The 25,612-nt window shown below is 40.9% G+C and carries 22 protein-coding genes; 12 read left to right on the top strand and 10 right to left on the bottom strand.

Translation table 11 applies throughout. The features are described from left to right. Positions 1-7 precede the first annotated feature (7 nt). The 3 genes from NSS92_RS12345 to tcyA are packed head-to-tail and all read right to left on the bottom strand — an operon-like array spanning position 8 to position 2,258. Positions 8-751, bottom strand: coding sequence for an amino acid ABC transporter ATP-binding protein (locus tag NSS92_RS12345; RefSeq protein ID WP_041089051.1), 744 nt, complete (start codon positions 749-751; stop codon positions 8-10). A gap of 12 nt (positions 752-763) precedes the next feature. Next, complete coding sequence (locus NSS92_RS12340; RefSeq protein ID WP_024424286.1) at positions 764-1,456, bottom strand: amino acid ABC transporter permease; 693 nt, start codon at positions 1,454-1,456, stop codon at positions 764-766. Then, positions 1,443-2,258, bottom strand: a complete 816-nt coding sequence (tcyA, locus tag NSS92_RS12335) for a cystine ABC transporter substrate-binding lipoprotein TcyA (RefSeq protein WP_024424285.1) — start codon at positions 2,256-2,258, stop codon at positions 1,443-1,445. The genes NSS92_RS12340 and tcyA overlap by 14 nt, the downstream gene beginning before the upstream one ends. 314 nt (positions 2,259-2,572) lie before the next feature. Here tcyA and NSS92_RS12330 point away from each other — a divergent pair, with 314 nt between their 5' ends. Then, positions 2,573-4,006, top strand: coding sequence for an amino acid permease (locus tag NSS92_RS12330; RefSeq protein WP_041106578.1), 1,434 nt, complete (start codon positions 2,573-2,575; stop codon positions 4,004-4,006). 152 nt (positions 4,007-4,158) lie between these two features. On the opposite strand, the gene NSS92_RS12325 is transcribed toward NSS92_RS12330, so the two are convergent. The 4 genes from NSS92_RS12325 to NSS92_RS12310 form a co-directional block, all read right to left on the bottom strand. Then, positions 4,159-5,712 carry an MFS transporter gene (locus NSS92_RS12325; protein ID WP_340868314.1) on the bottom strand — a complete coding sequence of 518 codons (1,554 nt, stop codon included), beginning with the start codon at positions 5,710-5,712 and terminating at the stop codon, positions 4,159-4,161. An 85-nt stretch (positions 5,713-5,797) separates the two neighbouring features. Beyond that, on the bottom strand, positions 5,798-6,652 hold the full coding sequence (locus NSS92_RS12320) for an SDR family oxidoreductase (RefSeq protein WP_340868313.1): 855 nt from the start codon (positions 6,650-6,652) through the stop codon (positions 5,798-5,800). Further along, positions 6,646-7,743, bottom strand: a complete 1,098-nt coding sequence (gene uxuA, locus NSS92_RS12315) for a mannonate dehydratase (RefSeq protein ID WP_267587719.1) — start codon at positions 7,741-7,743, stop codon at positions 6,646-6,648. The genes NSS92_RS12320 and uxuA overlap by 7 nt, the downstream gene beginning before the upstream one ends. A gap of 18 nt (positions 7,744-7,761) precedes the next feature. Continuing rightward, positions 7,762-8,439, bottom strand: a complete 678-nt coding sequence (locus NSS92_RS12310; protein WP_073203778.1) for a GntR family transcriptional regulator — start codon at positions 8,437-8,439, stop codon at positions 7,762-7,764. A gap of 349 nt (positions 8,440-8,788) precedes the next feature. On the opposite strand from NSS92_RS12310, the gene NSS92_RS12305 reads away from it, so the two are divergent. The 3 genes from NSS92_RS12305 (at position 8,789) to uxaC (ending at position 12,662) form a co-directional block, all read left to right on the top strand. Beyond that, a complete protein-coding gene (locus tag NSS92_RS12305; RefSeq protein ID WP_340868305.1) occupies positions 8,789-9,955 on the top strand; it encodes a Gfo/Idh/MocA family protein in 1,167 nt (388 codons plus the stop codon). Between the two features lie 63 nt (positions 9,956-10,018). Then, positions 10,019-11,116 carry a Gfo/Idh/MocA family protein gene (locus NSS92_RS12300; RefSeq protein WP_340868303.1) on the top strand — a complete coding sequence of 366 codons (1,098 nt, stop codon included), beginning with the start codon at positions 10,019-10,021 and terminating at the stop codon, positions 11,114-11,116. A gap of 109 nt (positions 11,117-11,225) precedes the next feature. Further along, the gene (gene uxaC, locus NSS92_RS12295; protein ID WP_340868301.1) at positions 11,226-12,662 is read left to right on the top strand and encodes a glucuronate isomerase; all 1,437 of its coding nucleotides are present in this window, start codon (positions 11,226-11,228) and stop codon (positions 12,660-12,662) included. A gap of 86 nt (positions 12,663-12,748) precedes the next feature. Here the strand turns inward: uxaC and NSS92_RS12290 are convergent, their stop codons facing one another. After that, the gene (locus NSS92_RS12290; RefSeq protein ID WP_340868297.1) at positions 12,749-14,242 is read right to left on the bottom strand and encodes a peptide MFS transporter; all 1,494 of its coding nucleotides are present in this window, start codon (positions 14,240-14,242) and stop codon (positions 12,749-12,751) included. A 263-nt stretch (positions 14,243-14,505) separates the two neighbouring features. On the opposite strand from NSS92_RS12290, the gene NSS92_RS12285 reads away from it, so the two are divergent. The 8 genes from NSS92_RS12285 (at position 14,506) to NSS92_RS12250 (ending at position 23,126) form a co-directional block, all read left to right on the top strand. After that, a complete protein-coding gene (locus tag NSS92_RS12285; protein WP_340868295.1) occupies positions 14,506-16,293 on the top strand; it encodes a right-handed parallel beta-helix repeat-containing protein in 1,788 nt (595 codons plus the stop codon). 195 nt (positions 16,294-16,488) lie between these two features. Continuing rightward, positions 16,489-17,814: an LLM class flavin-dependent oxidoreductase gene (locus NSS92_RS12280; RefSeq protein WP_340868293.1), complete on the top strand. Its 1,326-nt coding sequence runs from the start codon at positions 16,489-16,491 to the stop codon at positions 17,812-17,814. A 17-nt stretch (positions 17,815-17,831) separates the two neighbouring features. Then, on the top strand, positions 17,832-18,335 hold the full coding sequence (locus NSS92_RS12275) for a GNAT family N-acetyltransferase (protein WP_024427303.1): 504 nt from the start codon (positions 17,832-17,834) through the stop codon (positions 18,333-18,335). Positions 18,336-18,356: 21 nt separating this feature from the next. Further along, a complete protein-coding gene (locus NSS92_RS12270) occupies positions 18,357-19,151 on the top strand; it encodes an amino acid ABC transporter substrate-binding protein (protein ID WP_267587711.1) in 795 nt (264 codons plus the stop codon). Between the two features lie 24 nt (positions 19,152-19,175). After that, a complete protein-coding gene (locus NSS92_RS12265) occupies positions 19,176-19,850 on the top strand; it encodes an amino acid ABC transporter permease (protein WP_041089072.1) in 675 nt (224 codons plus the stop codon). A 12-nt stretch (positions 19,851-19,862) separates the two neighbouring features. Continuing rightward, entirely contained in the window at positions 19,863-20,609 is a 747-nt protein-coding gene (locus tag NSS92_RS12260; protein ID WP_340868287.1) for an amino acid ABC transporter ATP-binding protein, read from the top strand. Positions 20,610-20,643: 34 nt separating this feature from the next. Beyond that, positions 20,644-21,801 carry an amidohydrolase gene (locus NSS92_RS12255; protein WP_340868285.1) on the top strand — a complete coding sequence of 386 codons (1,158 nt, stop codon included), beginning with the start codon at positions 20,644-20,646 and terminating at the stop codon, positions 21,799-21,801. Continuing rightward, a complete protein-coding gene (locus tag NSS92_RS12250; RefSeq protein WP_267587708.1) occupies positions 21,792-23,126 on the top strand; it encodes an MmgE/PrpD family protein in 1,335 nt (444 codons plus the stop codon). Before NSS92_RS12255 ends, NSS92_RS12250 begins: the two co-directional genes overlap by 10 nt. 80 nt (positions 23,127-23,206) lie before the next feature. Here NSS92_RS12250 and NSS92_RS12245 read toward each other — a convergent pair whose 3' ends face one another. Together NSS92_RS12245 and NSS92_RS12240 are read right to left on the bottom strand one after the other, a co-directional pair. Beyond that, positions 23,207-24,052, bottom strand: a complete 846-nt coding sequence (locus tag NSS92_RS12245; RefSeq protein ID WP_340868280.1) for a GAF domain-containing protein — start codon at positions 24,050-24,052, stop codon at positions 23,207-23,209. A 165-nt stretch (positions 24,053-24,217) separates the two neighbouring features. Continuing rightward, a complete protein-coding gene (locus tag NSS92_RS12240) occupies positions 24,218-25,594 on the bottom strand; it encodes an aspartate kinase (protein WP_340868277.1) in 1,377 nt (458 codons plus the stop codon). Positions 25,595-25,612 lie beyond the last annotated feature (18 nt).

The raw sequence follows: 25,612 nt of genomic DNA, 5'->3' as shown, positions 1-25,612 counted from the left end.
TTTTTCATCATACTGGATTCAAAATCCGGTTTAAAAATTGTTTTGTTCGTTCTTCCTTTGGCCGTTTGAAGATTTCCTCTGGAGGACCTTGTTCGACGATGACGCCGCCATCAATAAAAATCACTTCGTCTGCTACTTCCTGGGCAAACTTGATTTCGTGTGTGACAACCGCCATGGTCCAGCCTTCCTTCGCTAGATCCTTCATAACCTTTAAGACTTCCCCGACAAGCTCAGGGTCAAGCGCAGAGGTGGGTTCATCAAAAAGCATAAGCTCTGGCTGAATGGCAAGTGCACGGGCAATCCCGACACGCTGCTTTTGACCGCCTGACAGCTGGAATGGATACAGGTCTTTTTTATCTTCAAGACCGACCTTTTGCAAGAGCTGAATGGCTTCTTTTCGAACCATTTCCTTTGGACGGCGCTGCACCTGAACAGGACCTTCCATCACATTCTCAAGCACTGTGCGGTGAGGAAACAGGTGATAATCCTGAAACACCATTCCTGATTTCCGGCGAAGCTTCAGCAGATCAGCAGATTTATTTTTTTTCGAAAAATCAATTGAGAAATCATCGAAGGTAAAGGAGCCGCCATTTGGTATTTCAAGTGCATTTAAACAGCGAAGCATCGTTGTTTTTCCTGAACCAGATGGACCAAGAATCGCCACAACCTGCCCTTTGTTAATCGAAAAATCAATCGACTTTAAAATCTCATTTTCCCCAAAGGATTTCTTTAAGCCTTTGACTGTTAGCATGTCGTTCCCTCCTTACCTTGCGACATATCGATCAAGTCGTTTTTCAATTTGATGCTGAACGAGCGATAGAATGAAGCAGAACACCCAATAGATCAGGGCTGCTTCCATATAAATAAACAAGATTTGATCCAAGTTCGCCGCAGCAATTTCCTGTGATTTACGGAACATCTCTGCCACGAGGATTTGGGAGGCAAGCGATGTATCTTTCACCAAACTAATGAAAGAATTAGACAGCGGCGGAATCGATACACGCACTGCCTGCGGTAAAATCACGCGGACGAGCGTTTTGCGATGGGTCATCCCAATCGAATACCCCGCTTCCCATTGTCCTTTTGGAACAGACAGGACGGATGCACGGATAATCTCCGACGCATACGCACCTACGTTTAATGAAAAAGCGATAATGGCACTTGGATATGGATCCAGTGTGATATTAAATGTCGGAAAGAAATAGAAAATAATAAACAATTGCACAAAAAGCGGCGTTCCGCGAACGGCCGACACATAGATGGAGAAAATCCATCTGAGGGCTTTAATTTTAGACATTCTAGCAAGAGCTGTCACAAGCGCGATAAAAATACCAATAATAAAGGCAATGATGGCGAGGGGAATTGTATAATAAATCCCCTGCATCACCATTGGCCAAAAAGATTGCTGAAGAAGATCCCAAGGAATGACGACTCCCAGGATATTATTTTGTAACATCTTCACCAAACCATTTCTTAGAAATCTTAGCGAGTGTACCGTCTTTCTTCATTTCTTTTAATGCGCCATTCACTTTGTCAACGACTTCGCCGCTGCCTTTTCTGAAGGCAAAATAAGTTTCTTGTGGATCTCCTGTTTCAAATGCAACTTTTAGGTTTTTGTTACCGCTTGTTTTCAAGTAATTCAATACAGCCAATTTGTCATTGAACGTCAGATCAGCACGTCCTTGCTGAATCAATTGAATGGATTGTGCAAGACCTTCAACGCCTTCAATCTTAGCGCCAGCATCTGTTGCTAGTTTATTGTAGTTACTTGTTAATGATTGTGCTGCTTTTTTGCCTTTCACATCAGATAGTTTCTTGATGTCGTTGTTATCTGACTTTGTCACAACAATAGCTTGAGACGTCGTGTATTTATCAGAGAAATCGTATTGATTTTCACGTCCAGTTTTCCCAACTTGGTTCGCTACCACGTCAAAACGTTTTGCATTCAGTCCAGCAAACATACTGTCCCATTGTGTTTCTTTGAATTCAGGTTTTAAGTCAAGGCGTTTTGCTACTTCAGTGATGACTTCTACATCGTAGCCAGTTAATTTATCTGTCTTTTTGTCATGGAAGGTGAAAGGAGCATAAGTTCCCTCTGTTCCGATGGTTAATACACCTTTATCCTGAATGGATTTCCAAAGGTCGCCTGATTCCTTAGACCCAGATTGTTTATTCGCGTTGTCGCTTGCACCAGATCCACATGCCGTGATCAATGCAACACAAACGCCTAAAATAATGGCAAAGAACATTTTTTTCATTTTATTCCCCACTTTTCTTGTTGGTATTTACAACATATGATCTTACAGAGAAGCAACCTAAAAGTAAAGCATTTGAAACTAGGTTGAGCGAATCTCACCAACTTTATGCCCGCAACCCATTTCTTTCAAACCTAAAAAGTCATTCATCTTATTTGTGCGAACATTACTAAAATAAAGACTTTGAGACAGTGACCATAGAAGGAAGCATATTTATTATAAAAGATGTATAATTAGTAGGTTGTTTTGAAAATGGAATGGATCACATGGAGACATGTTTTGATAACAGAGCATCTTAGAAGAAGGAGGGCATCATTGTGGATGTTGGACAAAATCAGCCTGAACAATTGAAAAGGGCGATGACCTCCCGCCATTTATTTATGATTTCACTTGGCGGTGTCATTGGGACAGGCTTTTTCTTAGGAACGGGCTATACGATTGGACAAGCAGGGCCGGTCGGAGCCGTTCTTTCATATATTGTGGGCGGATTGATCATGTATTTAACCATGCTGTGTCTTGGGGAGCTGTCTGTTGCACTTCCTGTGTCGGGCTCGTTTCATACGTATGCGACGAAATTTGTCAGCCCGGCAGCTGGTTTTGCTGTCGGCTGGATTTATTGGCTCGGCTGGGCAGCAACGGTCGCCCTTGAGTTCTTATCAGCAGGGCAGCTGATGAGGCGCTGGCTCCCGCAAGTGGATGTGTGGATTTGGTGTCTCATATTCGGACTCTGTCTTTTCTTATTAAATGCCCGGTCAGCGAAAGCGTTCGGGGAGTCGGAGTTTTTCTTTTCTACCATTAAGATTATTGCGATTTTACTCTTTATTGGCGTAGGCGGAGCGGCAATGTTTGGGTTTATTGAAACAACGAGCGGTGAACCCGCCCCATACTTCAGCCATTTTGTGAGTGACGGGCTATTTCCAAATGGCCTGCTCGCTGTTGTGGTTACGATGATAACAGTAAATTTTTCGTTTCAAGGAACAGAGCTGATCGGGATTGCAGCAGGAGAAAGTGAAAACCCTGAAAAAACCGTTCCACGTTCAATCCATCAGACCGTATGGCGTACACTTGTCTTTTTCGTTTTATCTATTTTTGTCTTAGCGGGTATGGTGCCTTGGAAGGAAGCCAGTGTGCTGCAAAGCCCATTTGTTACTGTGTTTGAGAGAACGGGCATTCCTTTTGCGGCAGACATCATGAACTTTGTCATTATCATTGCTTTATTATCTGTTGCGAACTCTGGCTTGTATGCATCGACGAGAATGCTGTATTCCTTATCGAAGGAAGGAATGGCAGGAAAAGCATTTAGACGCGTCAATCAGCGCGGTATTCCGATGAATGCCTTACTGCTCACCTTCCTGTTTACAGGGATTTCGCTGTTATCCGGCTTCTTTGCAGAGAAAACGGTATTTGCCTGGATCGTGTCCATTGCCGGCATGAGTGCCCAGACAGGCTGGATCACGATTACATTATCACAGCTGCTTTTCCGTAGAAAATACTTGAAAGCAGGCGGAAAGCTGGAAAACTTAAAATTTAAAACTCCTCTTTATCCGGTACTGCCGATCATTGCAATCACACTGAATACCATCGTATTGGTCAGCCTTGCCTTTGATCAAGAGCAGCGCATCGGGCTATATGTCGGCGTACCGCTTATGATCATTGGATATGTTGTCTACCATCGCTATGTGAAAAAGCATCAGGCGAAAAGTGAACCGCTGAAGCTGCAGATCCGCGGAGATGATGAGATTCGGTTTTAAAATCAAAAAACACTAAATGTAAGAATATAAGATATTTTAAAACACCTCTGATATAAATCTGAAGGTGTTTTTTTCTTGAAGTGATTCTGGAACTTCTCATATCAATAGAAGGACTATTTAACTGAGCTGTAGTTCTCAACTAACAACAAAAGTTAGTTAATATCCTGCTGTTTAAAATCTTGTTGTTCAAAATGTTGGCGCTTATTCTGATATCCTACGTTATTATTACCCCAAAGGTTTTCGTAATCCCAGCCTGTTAGCGCTTTCAAAACACTTCTTGTTTCATTATCAGCCTGTTCCATTGAACCATTATTCTTTAACCTATTAATTTCATTAATCATAATGGAATGAGTTTTCTTAGATAATTTAAATCTAAATGAAATAACTAAACTAATCCCGACTAGCCCTACAGTTCCGAAAAACAGAATACCTACAATCCCATTTATTGCTGTAGTAGACTGTGTCGTCGCATTTGCAACGAATCCACTTTCCTGTAAAATAACTCCTACCAAAAATGTGGCTAAAGCTGTAGTACTCTTGCGTGTAAAAGTCATAATACCTGCAAATATTCCTTCTCTTCTTTTACGAGTTACCATTTCATCTACATCAGGAATGAAAGTGTAAATATTCCATGGTATATAATATAATCCACTCTTTCCGATTCCTAAGATAACAGAGAAAGCATACAGCGCTATAATCATATAAGTTGGTTGTGTGAAGTATAAAAATATATAACCACTTATACATGTAATAATAGCAATATAAGATATTTTCAAAGATGGCGCAGGACCTATTTTAATCACGAGCCAACCAAACAATATTGTACATAACATTTGAAGTAATGAACCAATAGATAATAAATCGGCTGCGAGCACTGCATCTTTATTTAAAGAGAACACAACAAAGTAGACAAAGACAGCGTTTAAAATATCCATGGCCGTAAACGAACAAATATACATCGTGAGGTGCTGACGGAAACTTCTAATTCTAAAAGTAGAGGTTAAGTCAATGATGAATTTTTTTATGGATTCTATAGCAGGTACTTTTTCTACACCATCAGGTTCTATCATGTCTTCTTCTATTTTACGTTCCCATGTTGTTCTATGTGTAATTAATAATGCAGCCATAAAAATAAAGGTGAAGATAATCCCATTGTAAAGAAAAACTTGAGGTGAATCTTTTCCGAATATTTCGAATAATCTGCCTGGAATAAAGGTAGCTAAAAATGTTCCTAGTCCTGAATAGATTAATCTGATTGTTGAGAGCTTGGTCCGTGCATTAAAATCATTCGTCATTTCAGCTCCAAGTGTTTCAAATGGAATTAATACCATTGCTGCAAGGAATTCTAACAAAATATAAACCGTTAAATAGTACCAGTAATTCATATCAGAAATCCAAAGAAGAGAATAAATAACCATCAAAGGGCTTCCAACTAGCAAAAAGAACCTGCGTCTTCCAAATTTTTTCCCAAGTTTTGTACGACCAAAATTATCAGTGATATGGCCCATAATTGGGCTTGCTATCGCATCAATAATACGAGCAATTGCAATAATAGATCCTGCTTCAACAGGGGTAAGACCGCAGTATGTAATGAAAAAATATAACATCCATGCGCCTATTATAGCGAATGCTCCCCCTCCAAATAAATCCATTGTTCCATAACCAAGATAATTTTTGAGTGTTAGTTTCCTGCTCTCAGTCCGCATTCTTATGTCTCCTTTCCAAGCCTACTTATAAATTTTAAAAAAACATATAAAATAATGATGTATGACGAGGAAGAATATAAAAATATTAAACACCTGAATACGCCATAAAACCTCCATCAACAGGAATTGTCACTCCGGTAACAAATGCTGACATATGATCATCAACAAGCCATAATAGGGTACCAAGAAGATCTTCTGGCGTACCAAACCTTCTCATTGGTGTGTTCGAAATGATCTTATGAGACCTTTCTGTATAATCTCCTTCTTCATTTAGGAGAAGGTTTTTATTTTGTGAGGTTAAAAAGAAGCCCGGTGCAATAGCATTTACTCTAATTCCTGCCTCAGCCATATGAACAGCTAACCATTTGGTGAAATTTTCAATTGCTGCTTTTGCCGCGCTATAAGCAGGCACTTTGGTCATTGGAGAAGGGGCACTCATAGATGACATGTTGATGACAACTGCTCCCTTTTGATGAACCATATGTTTAGTGAAAATTTGTGTAGGAATGAAAGTCCCCATAAAATTTAAATCAAATACATTTTGCACACGATCTGTACTTAAATGAAAAAAAGTATTTAACTTAGGATTAGTAAGGTCTTCTGTTTGAAATATTTCGTTGGTTGTATTTGCACTTGAGTGGTTACCACCAGCTCCATTTATCAATATTGTACACATGCCTAATTCCTCTGTTACAATCTTCTCGGCTTGTTCCACACTATCTTTATTCATAACATCACATTTAATCGCAATCGCTTTCCCACCCATTAGGTTAATTTCTTCGGCTACCTTTTCACCCTTTTCGACTGTTCTATTTAAAATAGCCACAGACACGCCATGTCTAGCAAGTTCCTTTGCCATGGCGCTGCAAAGTACGCCACTTCCTCCTGTTATGACAGCTACTTTACCATCTAAATTTTTATTTTCTTGTATGTTTACCATGTAGTTTCCACCTTTGCTTCTTTTAGTACAGAATTTTTATTTTTTAAAGCATCCCAAGCTCCCCACAAATACATAATTCCAAGTGCTCTATCATAAAGACCATATCCAGGCCTACATTGTTCATCCCAAATGTGTCTTCCATGATCGGGTCTACAATAACCTTTGAATCCGCTTTCATTATAAGCGTGTATAATGGCTGAAATGTCTACTGATCCATCTTTTGATCGATGCGATGTTTCAACAAAGTCCCCGTTATCATATACACGTACATTTCTTATATGAGTAAATGGTATTCTATCAATAAATTCGTGAATCATAGAAACTAAATCATTTTCTAAGTTTGCTCCTAAAGATCCTGTACAGAGCGTTATACAATGATATGGGCTACTATTTAGTTGTAAAATTTTTCTGATATTTTTTTGGTTAGTTACTATTCGCGGTAGACCAAAGACAGGCCAAGGTGGATCGTCAGGATGAATAGCCATTTTAATATCATTAAGTTCTGCAATTGGAATAACCTGATCTAAAAAATATTTCAAGTTGGCCCATAAATCATCTTCTGTTATATTTCTGTAGGCTTCAAAAAGTTGGTGAAGGTGATTTAACCTCTCTGGTTCCCAACCTGGCATGGTTAAACTGGAGTTCTCACTAATTTTATTTACTAAATCTTTCGGATCAATATCTTTAATTCGACTATGTTCATAAAATAGAGCTGTAGATCCATCAGCAAGTGTTTTATTTAAGTCTGTACGGATCCAATCAAAGACAGGCATAAAGTTATAACATATGACTTTAACACCCACCTTTGCTAGCTTCTGAATTGTTTTCTTATAATTTTCTATGTATCGATCTCTAGTTGGAAGTCCGAGCTTAATGTCTTCATGAACATTCACGCTTTCAACCACTTCAATATGAAGGTTATGTTTATCAGCTAATTTTTTCATTTCTAAAATTCTTTCTATTGGCCACTCTTCTCCTACGGGCACATCATGCAGTGCCCAAACAATTCCTTCCACTCCTGGAATCTGCTTTATTTGTTCCAGTGTTATCGTGTCGTTTCCTTCTCCAAACCATCTAAATGTCATCCTCATCTACCATCACCCCTAATTTTATTTAAAATAATTTGGATATTCTTTCTTCAATAATTCTTTATCAACAAGTGCAATTTTCAAATGCTCTTCCATGATTTTTTCTGCTTTATCAGCATCTTGATCTTGTATAGCTTTGAAGATATTTACATGTTGAGAAAGAATATTATCCCAATTATAATCTGTTACTAGCCTTAACATGCGACTCCTATTAAAGTGTACATTCATCTGTTGAATAACTAACCATGTTTTTTCTTTTTTACACCGTTTGAAAATAGTTCTATGAAACTCCTCATCTAATTCAAACATTTTTTTATAGTCTTTTTTCTTAACGCAAATTTTTTGCATACTTAAATTCATATCTAAATCATTAATCAACTCTTCAGAAAATTCCTGACAGGCTAGTCTAATAACTGCCTTCTCGAGATGTTCTCGCATAAACCGTGCTTCCTCCACAAGGTTCAAATCAATTAAAGAAACAAAAGTACCTCGTTGAGGATAGATACTTAATAATCCTTCTTGAGATAATTTTAAAAAGCTTTCTCTTACAGGAGTTCGACTCACATTAAATTGAACTGATATTTCTTTTTCAGAAATATTTGTCCCAGGTGGAAGCTTCAGGCTTAATATTTGATCTTTTAGCATATTGTAAACTTGTTCTCTAGTAGAGAGGTTTTGGTTTTTAAAATCAATATTCATTATTCTAATCTCCTTTCTCTAACATACTACCATACAAGCACATTAGAATGGTAGATATTAATTTAATTTTTCTGAATACTTGTACTGTGAGCATCTCTTGATGATTCCACTATGTAAGCCATTATCAATAATAAAAGTGTGAGATATTAAAAAGAAAATTCAAAAAACTATACAAAATTCAAAAAGATTGAGTTATAATGTTTTTGAGCTACCATACTAGTATAACTAGAATATTAATAAAATGAACGGTACTCTGATCTATCAGTTAGGTGAATCATTAAGTTTTTTGAAAGCGCTATCTCATTATTGGAAGTGAAAATTAATCTTCTTGCAGAAGGGAAAGATTTATATGTCCAACATCGCAATTATAGGAACTGGATCTATTGCAACTGCCCATATCGAGGCTTATCTTGCAATGCCTGAAATGAGTAAAATTGTAGCTTTAGCTGATATTTATCCTGAAAAAGCAATGTCTGCAGCAACAAAATATAACCTAGAAGCACGAGTTGTCGCTAACTACCAAGAGTTATTGAATGATCCTACGATTGATGCCGTTTCCATTTGTACACCTCCTTATATGCACGCAACCATTGCCATCGATTTTCTTAAAGCAGGCAAACATGTCTTAGTAGAAAAACCTATGGCTTCTTCTTTAAAAGAATGTGACGAAATGATAAAAGCATCTATTGAAAGCCAAAAGCTTTTATCCGTTGTTGCTCAAAACAGGTTTATGACTCCCATTATGAGATTAAAACATGTCCTTGATCAAAACCTAATTGGAAAAATCGCTCATACTCAAGTTGATTCTTTTTGGTGGCGTGGTCATAGTTATTATGATTTATGGTGGCGCGGTACATGGGAAAAAGAAGGTGGAGGCTGTACACTTAATCATGCTGTCCATCATATTGATATGTTGCAATGGATGTTAGGATTGCCGACTGACATTTTTGCAGCAACTAGTAATACCTTGCATGATAATGCAGAGGTTGAAGACCTTTCTATTGCTGTACTTCGCTATGGAAATGGCAGCTTAGCACAAGTAACCAGTTCTGTTGTTCATCATGGAGAAGAACAACAACTGATTTTTCAAGGTGAAAAAGCTAGAGTATCTGTCCCATGGAAAGTAAATGCTCAAATAGCTAAAGAAAATGGGTTTCCTCAAGAGAAAAATGATGAGGATTTAGAAAATCGTATTCAGGAAGCTTTTCATCAATATCCGGAATTACTATTTGAAGGGCATAAAGGACAAATAAATAATTTTTTAATGGCTATCAAGGGTAACCAGAAGCTTCTAATTGATGGAACAGAAGGAAGAAAAACACTAGAACTTATTACAGCCATCTATAAATCTGCAAACCTAGGTGTTCATGTGAAGCTTCCTCTTTCAGCAGAAGATCCTTTTTATACACGTGAAGGAATGCTCGCGAACGTTAAGCATTTTTATGAAAAACAAAGCAGTGTAGAAAATTTTTCAGACGATACGATAACCGTTGGAGGAAATTACGAGAAAATCTAAGTCTAACGTTATTAAGTTATAAGTATTCAAAATAAACTGGAAGCTACTTGAGGAGGAACAATCATGCAGAAAAGTGATGGAATGAATTATGCTCCTAAGGGAAAAAGTGCCCCTGTCGTTATAGAAGGACAATTCGTCATGGCAGCTATAGGTCTTGATCATGGACACATCTATGCAATGTGCAATGGATTAACTGAGGCTGGGGCTACATTAAAATGGGTTTATGATCATGATCAGAAAAAAGTACAAGAATTTTGTAAAGCATATCCGGAGGTACAGGTAGCCAAAAGTGAGAAAGAAATTCTCGAAGATCCAGATGTAAGGCTCGTGGCAGGCGCAGCCATTACATCTAAACGCTGTGATTTAGGGCTGCGTGTTTTAGATCATGGTAAGCATTACTTTACGGATAAATCACCTTTTACAACGTTAGAACAATTGGAGCTTGCTCGTAAAAAAACAGCTGAAACGGGGCTTAAATGGGCTGTTTATTATAGTGAACGTTTGCACGTGGAGAGTGCCGTATTTGCTGGTCAATTGATTGAACAAGGAGCAATTGGAAAAGTGGTACAAGTTCTTGGAACTGGCCCACATCGTAGTAATGTAGAAAGCAGACCAAGCTGGTTTTTTGAAAAGGAATATTATGGAGGTATTCTATGTGATATTGGCAGTCACCAAATTGAACAATTCCTTTTCTATTCTGGCGCAAAAGATGCAAAAGTTGTACATAGTAAAGTGGGCAATTATAAACATCATCAATATCCAGAATTAGAAGACTTTGGTGATGCTACTTTGATTGCTGATAATGGGGCTACAAACTACTTTAGAGTAGACTGGCTGACTCCTGATGGCCTTAGCACTTGGGGGGATGGGCGCACATTCATTCTTGGAACAGATGGGTATATTGAAATTCGCAAATACGTAGACATAGCAAGGGATAAAATAGGAGACCATTTATACTTAGTAAATCAACATACAGAGCAACATTTTTCTCTAAATGGTGAAGTAGGATTCCCTTACTTTGGTGAACTTATTTTAGATTGTTTAAACGATACTGAAAATGCTATGACTCAAGAACATACTTTTAAAGCCGCGGAACTATGCTTAATTGCACAACGAGACGCAATCTACGTAAATACGGAGTTTGAATTAAGTAAGATATAAAAAAGTGAGGTGTTATTTTTGTTAATAACACCTTATTTCATTTAATTGAGATTTTCTAAACATAAGTTTGAAGGATAAAGAAACGATAAAATGTATAGAGGTGACTATATTGTCTACATTCCTAAGCGAAGATATGATGCTTAATCACGAAAGTTCAAAAGTTCTTTATCATGATTACGCGAAAAATATGCCAATCTATGATTTTCATACGCATTTAATGGCTGATGACATTGCTACTAACAAAAAATATGAAAATATGACTGATATTTGGCTTAATGGAGATCACTATAAATGGAGGGCTATGCGATGGTTAGGCGTAGAAGAAAGATTTATCACGGGGAATGCAAGTGACAAGGAAAAATTCTTAGCTTGGGCCCAAACAGTTCCATATACAATAGGAAACCCTCTTTATCATTGGTCACATTTAGAATTAAGTCGTTATTTCAATATCAATGAGTTGTTCTCAGAAAAAAATGCACATAAAGTTTGGGATATCTGTAATGAGAGATTAAATGAAAATAACATGTCCACCAATGGAATTTTAGAAAAATTTAATGTAAAAGTTGTATGTACGACTGATGATCCAATCGATACTTTAGAAATTCATCAAATCATACGTAAAGATGTAGGAATTACAACTAGGGTCCTACCTACATTTAGACCGGATCATGCTTTAAATATTGAACAATCAAATTTTGTGAATTATATAGAACAATTAGGTGATTCAATCAACGGCGTTGTTTTAACATATGAAAACTTTATCGCTTCATTACATTCACGAATTGATTATTTTCACGCGAATGGATGCAGAATTTCTGATCATGGTTTTGAAATATTTCCATTTTCACCAGCTACTGAACAAGAAGTGTCTTCTATATTTGAACGTGCTCTGCAAGGAAAAACACTATCCCCAGAGGATATAAATAAATTTAAAACAAACACTCTTATTCACCTGAGTAAAAAATATCATTCTCTTCATTGGACCATGCAATTACACATAGGTGCTTTAAGGAATAATAACACACGAATGTTCAAGTTAACGGGAAAAGATAGTGGGTACGACTCTATGTCTGACTTCCACCTAGCAAGACATTTAAATGGTTTTTTGAATGAATTAGACAAAGACAATCTTTTATCTAAAACAATTATCTATAATTTAAATCCCGTTCATAATGCGATTGTGGCCTCTACTATAGGGAATTTTCAGTCTTCTGATGCCAGAGCAAAAATTCAATTTGGATCCGGATGGTGGTTTAATGATCAAAAAGACGGCATGCTAGATCAAATGAAAACATTATCTAATATAGGTTTGCTTAGCACTTTCGTAGGTATGCTTACAGACTCAAGAAGCTTTTTATCGTTCCCTCGCCATGAATATTTCAGAAGAATTTTATGTCATTTATTTGGGACTTGGATAGAAAATGGTGAGCTTCCAAGGGATTACGAATTTATAGGAAAAATAGTCAAAGATATTTGTTATAACAATGCCGTGAATTATTTTAACATTGAAATAAATGAGACAGTACCAATGAAAACGAATGAATAATACAGTAAGATATAGAATTTCTATATGAAGACTGATCATCAATAAAGTAAAAAACTGGACATGAGTACCTCATGTCCAGTTTTTTATTAATGAACGCCTTTCATCGCTTTCTTAATTACTGGTGTAAGTAATAGCATCACAACGCATAAAACGATGGCAAGGAATCCGATGATACCGAAATAGACGGTTTCTGGCACTTTATCAAACAGTTTGACTACTTGCGCATTGATTGCCTGTGCCATTGCATTTGAAAGGAACCAAAGGCTCATCGTTTGCGCTGAGAAGGCAGCAGGGGCCAGCTTTGTTGTCGCTGACAGTCCAACTGGTGATAAGCAGAGCTCCCCGATTACGACGAGGAAGAAGCTCAAAACGAGCCATAATGGGCTCACAAGTGTGTTCGGACCAGACATGTATGCAGGAATGATCATGATGATGAAGGATAACCCTGCAAACAAAAGACCGAGTGAGAACTTAATCGGGGTAGACGGCTGTTTCTTCCCAAGTCTGACCCATAACCAAGCAAACACTGGAGACAGCAGCACAATGAAGATTGGGTTCAATGATTGGAACCATGAAGACGCTAGTGTCATCCCAAGGAAATTCAAGTTTGTTCGTTGATCTGCATATGTCGCTAAAATGTTTGAGCCCTGTTCTTGAATCGCCCAGAACATCACGGCAGCAAGGAACAATGGAATATAAGCGAGAACCCTGGATTGCTCCACTGCGCTCGTCTTTTTACTGAAATACATGACAATGAAATAAACAATCGGAATGAGTACACCTAGGGCACTGACAAACCAAGTGAATAGATTAATTGTGAGTGCGCCTGTTTGAATGCCAATGACAGCAAAAACCGCGAGCAAAATCACAACCAATGATCCGTAAATTTTGAAGTTTTTACGTTCGGCAGCTGATAACGGATTTGTCACATAAGTGCCGGCAAGACCAAGGTTCGGTTTTTTTGTGATGACAAATGTAATGAGTCCAACAAGCATTCCAACGGCAGCGAGTGAGAACCCGAGGTGGAAATTCACTTTTTGACCGAGTGTTCCGACAATTAATGGGGAGATAAAGCCGCCCATGTTGATTCCCATGTAGAAAATACTAAAGCCAGAGTCCCTGCGTGGGTCTGTTTTTGTATACAGGTCGCCAACAATGTTTGAAACGTTTGGCTTTAAAAGACCTGTCCCGATAATAATCAGTCCCATACTAATAAAGAGCGCTGTTGCTCCGCTTGGCAAAGCCAAAATCACGTGGCCAAGCATAATGAAAACTCCGCCATAAAAGACCGTACTGGATGATCCAAATACCCGGTCGGCGAGCCATCCGCCAATAACGCCTGACATATAAACAAGTGCACCGTAGACAGACATGATCGAATTGGCTGTCGTCTGGTCAAAGCCTAGACCGCCTTTTGTCACCTCTGTGTACATATAATAAATAAGCAGTGCACGCATGCCATAATAGGAGAAACGCTCCCAAAATTCAGTGAAAAACAGTGTGTAAAGTCCTTTAGGATGTCCAAAAAACCCTTTTTGAGGAACACTTTTAACAATTTTATCGTGGTCAATTGTAGACATGGCATAGATCCTTTCTTAAAAAAAGAGATATGAGAAAAATGATATTCTTGTATAGTTCTTGTGTCAATATAAAACTATTCTAAAACAGGAAAATGTTAGTTCAATAGGCGTAAAGAATCAAAAAATTGAAAAATTCGTTGAAGTGAAAATTATCGGAAAGTTATTCCAAAAGAATTTATTTAAAATTTGAAGTAATGTACAAGCAAACCTTTTACACATGCATAGGATGACGAGAGAACATGTGTAAAAAGGAGTGATTTAGGTTGGGGGAATTGAATGAAGCTGATCTAAAAAAACCTGTTGTCAATGTACTAGATTTTGGCGTAATTGCTGACGGGAAAACGGATTGCACAGCTAAGCTCAATGAATGTTTGGAATGGACAAAAGCACAAGGGTATTCCCATGTCTGGCTGCCGAGCGGCACGTATTTAATCGATGCGGCGTACAGAGGTGATTCATTTTTTCCTTTCCGAGGTGCAGGTATACGGGTGCCAAGTCATATATGCATTGAGATGGCGTCAGACGCTGTGATAAAGGTAAAACCAAATGATTCATGGGGGTATGCAGCCTTTTATATAGGTAAGGTTCAGCATGTGACCATTCGAGGCGGGCGTATTGAAGGGGATCGTCATGAGCATGTATACAAGCCGCTTCCCGCTGAACGAAAAACCCATGAATGGGGCTTTGGGATATGTATTGAAGGTGCCTCCCATGTAGAGGTCAATCATGTCCAAATAAAAAATTGTACGGGAGACGGCATCATTGTCAGTCCCCACGGTTTGTTGACAGAGGGTGAACCGTACTCACCTGCTGCATCTATTCATATTTCTGGCTGCACCATCACAGATTCGAGACGCAACAATATTTCGATTACAGGCTGTGATGGGGTCATTGTGGAGGACTGTCTCTTGGAAAGAGCAGGAGTAAATGGGGTCGAGCCAAGAATGGGCATTGATATTGAAGGCTATGGAGAAAATGCCGTTAATATGGAGGAGCCGCTGAATATTCAGATTCGCAACAACATCGTCAGAGGAGGTGCTGCAAGCTCCATCTATAACTTTAATGGCTATGGTGTGATCATTGAAGGCAATCATACAGATAGCAGTATTTCCTATGGCTTTTCCACCGAAACGATCATTGCCAACAATTTGATTCGTGCAGTAGGAGGAGGTGTTACAAAAGCAGGGATTACGAGCTTAGGCGTCTCACTTGGTCAAACGGAAAACAATGTGATGATTATTGGCAATATGATTGAGGGGTTTGAAAAAGGAATTGATGTGAGGGGAGACAGCGTTCACATTACAGGCAATAAGATTAGTCTTTTTGAAGATGCGGCTGTGTCCGTTTATATGGCGAATCGTATTCTAATAGAAGGAAACCATATTGAATCAGGAACGAATACCGGAAAAAGAAGCGCCTCGCTGCGTATCTATCAATCGGATAGTGTCGTCTTTTCAAACAATACGGTCTACTCAGTTATCGATGCGGTCATGGTGAGAGGAACGAATATCCTGATCCAGCACAATCAATTCAAAGAATTCAGCAGAGGAATCTGGGTGCAGGAAGGGGAAGTCGGGATCAACGGCAATCACTTTATTCAAGAAGGACATCCAGAGCTTGTATCCTCGTATACCATTAGTATCACTGGAAATGCAAAGGCTTTCATCTGGCAGAATCGCTTTAAGGACTATCAAAACTACGCTGTATATAGCAGTACGACGGGGGCATTAGAGATTAAAGATAATTCGTTTGAAGAAACATCCTTATATGTGGTGATGTATATCAAATATGGTTCACCACAAATTGGAGATAACCGCTTCTATTTAAATCGATCGATTGGACAGCCGACGGCGATCTTTATTGACCAGGCAGCCTCAGCCCGTGTGCTGCGCAATAACATCATCAATATATCTCCTCAAAAAGCAATTGCCGTCCGCACCGCAAATTCCACTCATTCTGTCATCGCCCACAACATGCTGGAACGAAGCCAATTGGTGACACATACCACAGACCGGCTCATCGGAAATATTGAGATTGATACACCGTCATGAGCCTTTGAAATCCCTTATTTTGGAGGTTCAGAAGGCGGTTGACAATCCTGTAAAAAGGGCATATAGTAATAATTATTTTTCATTTTTCGCAACATTTGCCCTTTTTTTATTAATAAAACCGATTAATTCAATCAGAAAAATGTATCTAAGGACTTCGGTTTGATACATTTAGGATATAGAAAGGATGAAGAACAAGTGTCACAGCCGAAAAGGAAGCTCAAGCTAGGCGTATTCATCGCAGGAACTGGACATCACGTTGCCTCTTGGAGACATCCGAATGCAGTACCAGATGCAGCAATGAACCTAGATTATTTTAAACAATTAGCGAAAAAGGCAGAGGAAGGAAAGCTGGATTTGCTCTTTTTAGCCGACAGTTTATCCATTAATCAAACCTCTCATCCGAACGTATTAACGAGATTTGAACCGCTGACCCTGCTTTCATCCATTGCTGAGTCTACTTCAGCCATTGGTTTAGCAGCAACAGCATCCACTACATACAGTGAGCCTTTCCATATTGCAAGGCAGTTTGCCTCCCTTGATCATTTATCAGGCGGAAGAGCGGCATGGAATGTGGTCACATCTTCTATTGAAGAAACAGCGAAAAATTTTAGCGGAGAAGAGCATTTAGCACACCATAAACGATATGAGCGGGCAGAAGAGTTCGTCGAGGTCGTCAAAGGTCTCTGGGATTCTTGGGAGGAAGACGCCCTTGTCAGAAACAAGGAGACGGGAGAATTCTTCGAATCTAGTAAGCTTCATGAGCTCCAGCATAAAGGTGAGTTCTTCTCAGTCAGGGGGCCTCTCAACGTATCACGCACGCCGCAAGGGCAGCCAGTGATCATTCAAGCAGGATCTTCCGAAGATGGCCAAAAGCTTGCAGCAAAAACAGCAGAGCTCATTTTCACGGCACAAAACGATCTCGATAAAGCGAAGGAATTTTATCAAAGCTTGAAGGGGAAAGTAGAGGCTGCTGGCCGTGCTAGAGAGGACGTCAGTATCATGCCGGGTATCTTCCCGATCATTGCTGATACAGAGGAAGAAGCCCAAGCAAAATATGAAGAATTACAGGAGCTGATTGTTCCTGAGATTGGACTGAGCATTCTGCAAAATTACTTAGGCGGGATTGATCTGTCTCAGTATCCTTTAGACGGACCGCTTCCAGAGATTGATCCGAGCACGTCAAATGCGGTGAAAAGCCGTTTTGATCTCGTGATGAATATGGCGAGAAAGAATAACCTGACCATTCGCCAGCTCTATCAATCGGTTGCCGGCTCACGCGGTCATAATATTTTCATTGGAACGCCGCAGCAGCTGGCAGATGTGATGGAAACATGGCTTCATGAAGAAGCAGCAGACGGCTTTAATGTCATGCCGCCGCTCTTGCCAGAAGGGCTGGATGTGTTCGTAGACCGCGTCGTCCCAATTCTTCAGGAACGCGGCTTATTCAAAACCGATTACACAGGACAAACCTTACGAGAAAATCTCGGATTAACAGAGCCAAAAAATCGCTACACGACATAAGGGTGAGGTGAATAACGTTGGGATACACGTTTCGTCTGGCAACAGAGGCAGATATAGAGGCACTGCTTGAACTGACAACAAGAGCCTACGAACCAATTCGTGAGCTCGGTATCCAGTTCCAAGCAGCACATGCCGATTTCGCTCTCGTTCAGAAAAATGTACAAAAGAATCTTTGCTATGTGATGGAAGAAAACGGAGAGCTTCTATCCACTTTATCACTCCGTATGCCTTGGGGAGAGCAGCCAGGACCGTTCGGCGTCCCTCATATCTGGTGGTTTGCCTCAGAACCAGCCGCCAAAAAAGGCACAGGCTCAGCCTTGCTGGAATGGGTTGAAACCGAAGTGCTAAGGGATACACTGAAGGTGCCGTACGTGTCGCTCGGTACAGCTGATAAGCATCCATGGCTGATAGAGATGTATGAGCGTAAAGGCTATGTCAGAGCAGGAGAAAAGGATTTAGGCAAAGGTCATATCACGGTTTATTTCAAAAAACAATTAAGATCAGATATCACACAACCATAAGAGGAAGAAGGGTATACAAACATGAAAAACAAAAAGTGGCTAGTCGTTCTATTTGCAGCAATGCTGGCAGTTTTAGCAGCTTGCGGCGGCAACAATCAGAGTGATGGCAAAGACGAAAAAGTGTTAAAAGTAGGCGCTACAGGACAAAGCTATCCGTTTGCTTATAAAGACAATGGCAAGCTTGTAGGATTCGATGTGGAAGTAACAGAAGCCATTGCGAAAAAGCTTGGCTACAAACTAGACTGGCAGTTGAGTGAATTCAGCGGACTGATGGGACAGCTGACATCTGGTAAGCTCGATACCGTGTCAAACCAAGTTGCAGTCACAGACGAGCGTAAACAAACATTTAACTTTACAGATACGTACGCTTACGCAGGAACACAAATCATCGTGAAAAAAGACAACAACGACATCAAAGGTCTTGACGATTTAAAAGGAAAAACAGTGGCGGCGGTTCTTGGCTCTAACCATGCTAAAAACTTAGAGAGCAAAGACCCAGACAAGAAAATCAAGGTTAAAACATATGAAACGCAAGACGGCGTATTAAATGAAGTGGCAAATGGCCGCGTAGATGCATATGTCAACGGACGCAGTGTATTACTTGCTCAAATTGAAAAAACAGGTCTGCCGCTGAAAATCGTAGGCAACCCAATTGTATATGAAGAAGTAGGCTACCCATTTGCGAAAGATAAAAAGCACGACAAACTAAGAGAAGAATTTAACAAAGCCATCAAAGAATTAAGAGAAGACGGGACACTTAAGAAGTTGTCTGAGAAATATTTCAAAGACGATGTCACAGTGCCAATTAAAAAATAACGACAGCGAAGGTGAAGAGCAGACATGAACAAAATTGATTGGCAGTATATGGTGACGGTTTTTCCGACATTGCTTCAATACTTGCCGATAACGATCTTCATGGCGATTGTCTCCATGGTATTTGCCATTATCATTGGTGTGGTATTCGCTCTCATTACGAAAAACCGGATACCTGTTTTATACCAATTTGCCAAGCTGTATATTTCTTTCTTCAGAGCGGTTCCAACCTTGGTTCAGCTCTTTCTCATTTATTTTGGTCTCCCGCAGCTATTCCCTGCGATGACCTCAATGGATGCTTTAACAGCGGTCATTATCGGATTAAGTATCAAAAATTCAGCATACTTAGCAGAAATTTTCAGAGCGGCTCTGAACTCAGTGGATGAAGGGCAGCTGGAGGCGTGCTTATCTGTCGGTATGACAAGATGGCAGTCTTACGTTAGAATTATTTTCCCGCAGGCCATCAGAAATGCAATTCCAGCGACGGGGAATACCTTTATCGGTCTTTTAAAAGAAACATCTCTTGCCTTTACGATTGGTGTGGCAGAAATGTTTGCACAAGGGAAGATGATTGCATCGGCGAACTATAAATACTTTGAAACCTATTTAGCCGTAGGGATCGTGTATTGGGTGCTGACGATCATTTATAGCTTCCTGCAAGACCTATTTGAACGAAAAATCAGCAAACCTTACCGGAATTAAGGAGGTGTGGACATGATCAAGCTCACCAATTTGAAGAAATCATTCGGCGACCTTGTCGTCTTAGACGGAATTAATCTAGACGTGAAAAAAGGGCAGGTTGTGGCCATTATCGGACCTTCTGGCTCCGGTAAATCCACCTTGCTGCGCTGCTTAAATTTATTAGAAACACCTGATGAAGGTACGATTGAAATTGGCGATGCGAAGCTCGATGCGTCTAAATATTCACGTAAAGAAGCCTATCACCTGCGTCAACAAACGGCCATGGTGTTTCAAAACTATAATTTGTTTAAAAACAAGACAGCACTGCAAAACATTACAGAATCATTGCTTGTGACGAAAAAAATGACGAAGCAGCAGGCGAATGAAATCGGTATGAAACTGCTGAAGCAGGTAGGGTTAGAGCAAAAGGCTGACAGCTATCCAATCACGTTATCTGGCGGACAGCAGCAGCGGATTGGGATTGCCCGCGCGTTAGCGGTTGATCCACATGCGATTTTGCTGGATGAACCAACGTCAGCGCTTGATCCAGAGCTTGTCTCAGGTGTGCTACAAGTCATTAAATCCATTGCGATCCAAGAAACAACGATGATCATCGTCACACATGAAATGGCGTTTGCAAGAGAAGTGGCAGACCATGTGATTTTCATGGCGGATGGTCATATTATCGAGCAGGGGACGCCAACTGAGTTATTTGATGAAACAAAGAATGAACGGACGAAACGATTTATCCAAAAAGAAGCAGCGGCTGAAGAAGCATAAGCTGCTTTTTATTCTTTAGAGGGGTGAGTGTCTAGTGAAATCAATAGGAAATGAAGATTTAAACAAACGTTTGATTCATATTCGCCGAGCGCTTCATGAGCATCCAGAGCTGGCGTTTGAAGAATATGAAACGACAAAGAAACTGCGCCGCTGGTTAGAAGAGGAAGGGATTACTGTGCTTGATATCCCGGCACTTCAAACAGGTGTTGTCTGTGAAATCAAGGGAGAACAAGAGGGACCGACGATTGCTCTGAGAGCCGATATTGATGCACTTCCGATTGAAGAAGCATCTGGCGAATCATTTTCTTCAAAGGTACCGGGTAAAATGCATGCGTGTGGTCATGATTTCCATACAGCTTCTATCTTTGGTGCGGCTCTTTTATTAAAAGAGCGGAAACATGAGATCAAAGGAACGGTTCGTATTTTGTTCCAGCCGGCTGAGGAAGTTGCTCAAGGAGCGAAACACGTTATAGAGGCAGGCGTTTTAGATGGAGTCGATGCGATTTTCGGTATGCACAACAAACCTGACCTGCCAGTTGGCACGATTGGCATTAGAGAAAAAGCATTGATGGCGAGTGTGGACCGGTTTGAAATCGATATAAAAGGAACCGGTGGTCATGCCGGAATTCCAAATCACACGGTAGACCCCATTGCCATCAGCGGGCAGATCACAAGCGCCCTTCAGCAAATCGTCAGCCGCCGCATCAGCTCCTTGCATCATGCGGTTGTCAGTATCACACGCATTCAAGGCGGTACGTCATGGAATGTGATTCCCGACCGTGTCGAGATGGAAGGAACGGTTCGGACGTTTGAGCCTGAAGTAAGGGCGATGATTCCAGAGCTTATGAAACAAATCGTCAGCGGGATTGCAGAAGGTTTTGGTGCAGAGGCTGAAGTGAGGTGGCATCCTTATCTGCCTTCTGTCATGAATGATGAGCGTCTGACAAAGGTGGTAGAAGAAACGGCTGGCTCACTTGACTTACATGTCGTGCAGGCAGAGCAGTCACCGGGCGGAGAAGACTTTGCCCTTTATCAAGAACGCATTCCAGGCTTTTTTGTATGGATGGGGACTAGTGGTACGAAGGAGTGGCATCACCCTGCGTTTACATTAAATGAAGACGCACTTCCAGCTGCCGCTGCCTTCTTTGCTGAGCTTGCCGTTCGGGCATTGGAGTCTCGATCATGGAATTAACAAAACAACTGGCAGAAGCAGTGCTTTCTGCTGATCCGCTGCAAGATGAACGGGCCATTCAAATGGCTGGAAATGGCTTGTTAGACGCTGCGGCATCAGCGCTTGCTGCGAAAGAGGATGAGGGAATTCAGAAGCTGATGCAGCTTGTTGAACAGGAAGGTGGAGCCGCTCAGACTCCTGTCATTGGACAAGGAAAGAAGGTGAGCCGCCAATCCGCAGCGATGCTGAACGGCTACCTCATCCATGCCCTTGATTATGATGATGTGCACTCAGATGTGAGAGGACATCCAAGTGCGGTCATCATTCCGGCGCTGCTATCACAGCTGACAGACGGCAAAGGGTATGGCGAGCGATTTTTAGCTGCCTACATCACAGGTGTTGAAGTGATGGCAAGACTTGGCGAATCCATCGGTAAGGCGCATTATGAGCGGGGCTGGCATAATACAGGAACACTCGGAGCCATTGCGGCAGTATGCGCGATTGGTTATTTGAAACAAGTCTCGCAGGAAGAACTGACGAAAGCAATCGGCTTTGCCGGAGCGCAATCAGCCGGAATGCGAAAGCAGTTTGGCTCTGATATGAAACCATTACAAGCCGGCTTAGCTGCTAAAACAGCCATTTGGTCTATGGATTTAGCTTGTTCAGGTTTTGGCGGCAATGACTCGGTTCTTGATGGCGCACTTGGTTTCTTTTCACTCTATGGAGATCTGGAACTTGCGGAAAGGCGTTTACTAGAGGGCTATGGTTCTGCATGGCGTATCGTTTCACCGGGGCTGTGGTTCAAAGTATATCCATTCTGCTCAGCTGCCCACCATGCAGCAGATGCGATCCAATCCTTAATGAAAGAGCGGGCTTTCTTGCCGGAGCAGGTGAAACAGGTCGATGTCATATTCCCGCCAGGCGGAGATGCAGCGCTTATTGAGCAGACACCTTTGACTGGAGAAGAAGGACGATTCAGTGTCGAATACGTCATCGCACTTGCAGTGTTTGGACAGACGCTTACGCTGGATGCCTTTACGAAAAAACCCATTCCATCAGACACGCGGACATGGATGAAGCGGGTAAGCAGAGGATATGATCAAACGATAGAACCTCATCCCGATGCTGTTCCAAAAGGACGCTTTACGATTGTGAAGCTCACCTTATCTGACGGCACCACCATCAGCAAACGTGTGGATGTTCCTCAGGGAGCACCCGGACACGCGCTATCGACAGATGACATCATGAAAAAATTAAACAGTGTGACAGACGATTCTCATGCCCAGCTTATGCGGCAGGCAGTAGAAGAGGGGAACGATTCTTCCTATTTGCAGCTTTTGGTATGATAACAGAAAAGGCTCATCCATTGAGATGAACCTTTTTTTATGGAGTCATTTATCATTCAAAGAAGATACAAAATCACCACTTATTCATTTTTGGTAAACGTTAAACCAAGATGAGCAAGTGCCTGCGGTAAGTCTTTCCAGATGGTGATGTCTTTAAACGATATATTGGATTGAATCGCACTTAAAGCAAGGTCTTGCTTAATGCCCGTTAAAACTGCCGAAATTCCTAAAAGTCTCAGCGTTTGTGCATAGCTGACCAAATATTGAATGCTTTGTTCATTCAGGCTTTTTGTTCCCGATACATCAATGACCAAATGAGAGAGTGACAGCCTGTAGCTTTCCTGTAAAATGGTTTCTAAAATATGCTGAGCACGTGTCTCTTCGATATCACCAAGTAGAGGAAGCACAGCGACACCATCAACGACTGGTACGATCGGTACAGATAATTGCTGAATCTGCCGGTTGGCACGGTCTAGCTCAAGGACGTAGCTTAACAAAGAAGCCATCGTTTCAAACATATACACATGCTCTTCTGTAAATTGCTGCGGCTTCAAATCAAGTCCGCAAATCGTCCCGTAGTTTGTACCATCTGTAAAATTAATGGGAACTCCAATGAAAGAGCCGCCTTGAAGACGTTTCGTGACCTCTAAGTATTTAGAACGGTCATCCATCGAAATGTCAGGGATCACAAGGGTATCCCGATGATCGACCGCCAGCTTGCAAAATGTCTTTTCGTAAGGAAGTTCTTCTCCTTCTTCAAGAAGCTGCTCGTCTTGATTTAGCACCTTTACAATCTGATTGGTGTTTTGATCATTTTTAGCGATAAACAGTGTATTCACACCAATGAATTGACTCATCATGTTTAAAATACTAGTAGAAGCATCATGAAAATTGCGAAACTGTTTTAATAATTGTTGACGAGGCATTGTTTTAGGACTCCTTGTAGCTCCGATCATAGGCCGGAACAGATAGTTGATTTGTCTCTATCATACAAAATCAAACGAGAAATAGAAACACTTTAATACGCAAAAACACTCGAATCGGACGATATCAAAAAAGACTGCCGATCCGATGATCGGGCAGTCTGCTGATTAAAGGGAGACAGGGACAGTAGACAGAGAGAAAAATTCCTCATACAATGCCTGAACGGCTTCTTTTTCTTGCGCCGCTTTGACGCCAAACATCATGCTGACCTCAGAGGAGCCTTGATTGATCATTTCAATATTGACCTTCGCTTTTGACAGCGCTTTTGCCGCTCTTGCTGTTGTGCCAACATTATGACGCATCGCTTCTCCTACAACCATAATAAGCGAGAGGTTTCTCTCTAAAACGACCTCATCTGCATCAAGCACGAGCTTTAAGCGGTCTAGAAGCTCCTCTTCAATATGCTGCTCCTCCAGCTGATCCTGCCTTAAAATAATGTTCATATCATCAATGCCAGAAGGTACGTGCTCATACGTAAGCCCATATTCCTCTAGTGTTTGCAGCACCTTACGTCCAAAACCGACTTCTCTGTTCATCAAATATTTGCTAATGTAAATGCTGCAAAATCCATTGTCTGAGGCAATTCCAACAACAGGTCCATTTGTATGATCCCGCTGATTCACGATTTTTGTACCTTTTGCCGAAGGATTATTGGTGTTTTTAATTTGAACCGGAATGCCTGCACGGAAGGCTGGAATGAGTGCTTCATCATGAAAAACAGAAAATCCAGCATAAGACAGCTCGCGCATTTCCCGATACGTCAGCTCTGTAATCTCTTTTGGTTCATGAACAATCGTTGGATTGACAGCGTAGACAGCATCCACATCTGTAAAGTTTTCATACACATCTGCCTTTAGACCGTTCGCCAAAATGGAGCCGGTAATATCGGAGCCGCTTCGCGAAAAGGTGACGATATCTCCCGTTAAACTAAAGCCAAAAAAGCCAGGGAATATAATGATGCCAGAACGCTCTCTTAATTTGTACAAATGATCATATGATTCAGGAAGGACCTGCGCATGGCCAGGCTCATCGCTTACAAATAAACCAGCTTCCTTCGGATTCACATAATGAGCTTCAACACCTTGGTGGCGGAAATAGGCGGCAATGAGCTTTGCGTTATTGTCTTCACCGCTTGCTTTAATGGCATCAAGATAGCACTCAGGGCGGGATGAATCAGCCTGTAATAGTGCCTCTAGATCTTGCCTGATGGTATTGATAATGTCATGACCTAATCCGAGTTCATCCGCTATTGAGGCATACCGCTCGATAACTGCTTCCTTTAAATCAAGTGCTTCACCTAAACGTAAATATTGTTCACCGCAGCTAATTAATAGATCGGTGACCTTCGTATCCGTTGAATGCCGTTTTCCTGGTGCGGAAACAACGACTGCTTTTCGAGCTGGATCTGCTGTTACAATGTCAAATACCTTTTGCAGCTGCTTGCCAGAGGCAAGTGAACTGCCACCAAATTTAACGACCTTCAATGCATACATCTCCTATAG

Source organism: Bacillus sp. FSL M8-0166 (genome assembly GCF_038008825.1).
Classification (GTDB): domain Bacteria; phylum Bacillota; class Bacilli; order Bacillales; family Bacillaceae; genus Bacillus; species Bacillus safensis.
Note: the sequence above shows the minus strand (reverse complement) of the source record. Positions and strands in the feature narration are given on the sequence as shown.

Bases quoted from the DNA above. Each gene is read 5' to 3' on its own strand.
- NSS92_RS12345 (WP_041089051.1), bottom strand. From the start codon at position 751: ATGCTAACAGTCAAAGGCTTAAAGAAATCCTTTGGGGAAAATGAGATT.
- NSS92_RS12340 (WP_024424286.1), bottom strand. From the start codon at position 1,456: ATGTTACAAAATAATATCCTGGGAGTCGTCATTCCTTGGGATCTTCTT.
- tcyA (WP_024424285.1), bottom strand. From the start codon at position 2,258: ATGAAAAAAATGTTCTTTGCCATTATTTTAGGCGTTTGTGTTGCATTG.
- NSS92_RS12325 (WP_340868314.1), bottom strand. From the start codon at position 5,712: ATGCGGACTGAGAGCAGGAAACTAACACTCAAAAATTATCTTGGTTAT.
- NSS92_RS12320 (WP_340868313.1), bottom strand. From the start codon at position 6,652: ATGGTAAACATACAAGAAAATAAAAATTTAGATGGTAAAGTAGCTGTC.
- uxuA (WP_267587719.1), bottom strand. From the start codon at position 7,743: ATGAGGATGACATTTAGATGGTTTGGAGAAGGAAACGACACGATAACA.
- NSS92_RS12310 (WP_073203778.1), bottom strand. From the start codon at position 8,439: ATGAATATTGATTTTAAAAACCAAAACCTCTCTACTAGAGAACAAGTT.
- NSS92_RS12305 (WP_340868305.1), top strand. From the start codon at position 8,789: ATGTCCAACATCGCAATTATAGGAACTGGATCTATTGCAACTGCCCAT.
- NSS92_RS12300 (WP_340868303.1), top strand. From the start codon at position 10,019: ATGCAGAAAAGTGATGGAATGAATTATGCTCCTAAGGGAAAAAGTGCC.
- NSS92_RS12290 (WP_340868297.1), bottom strand. From the start codon at position 14,242: ATGTCTACAATTGACCACGATAAAATTGTTAAAAGTGTTCCTCAAAAA.
- NSS92_RS12270 (WP_267587711.1), top strand. From the start codon at position 18,357: ATGAAAAACAAAAAGTGGCTAGTCGTTCTATTTGCAGCAATGCTGGCA.
- NSS92_RS12265 (WP_041089072.1), top strand. From the start codon at position 19,176: ATGAACAAAATTGATTGGCAGTATATGGTGACGGTTTTTCCGACATTG.
- NSS92_RS12260 (WP_340868287.1), top strand. From the start codon at position 19,863: ATGATCAAGCTCACCAATTTGAAGAAATCATTCGGCGACCTTGTCGTC.
- NSS92_RS12250 (WP_267587708.1), top strand. From the start codon at position 21,792: ATGGAATTAACAAAACAACTGGCAGAAGCAGTGCTTTCTGCTGATCCG.
- NSS92_RS12245 (WP_340868280.1), bottom strand. From the start codon at position 24,052: ATGCCTCGTCAACAATTATTAAAACAGTTTCGCAATTTTCATGATGCT.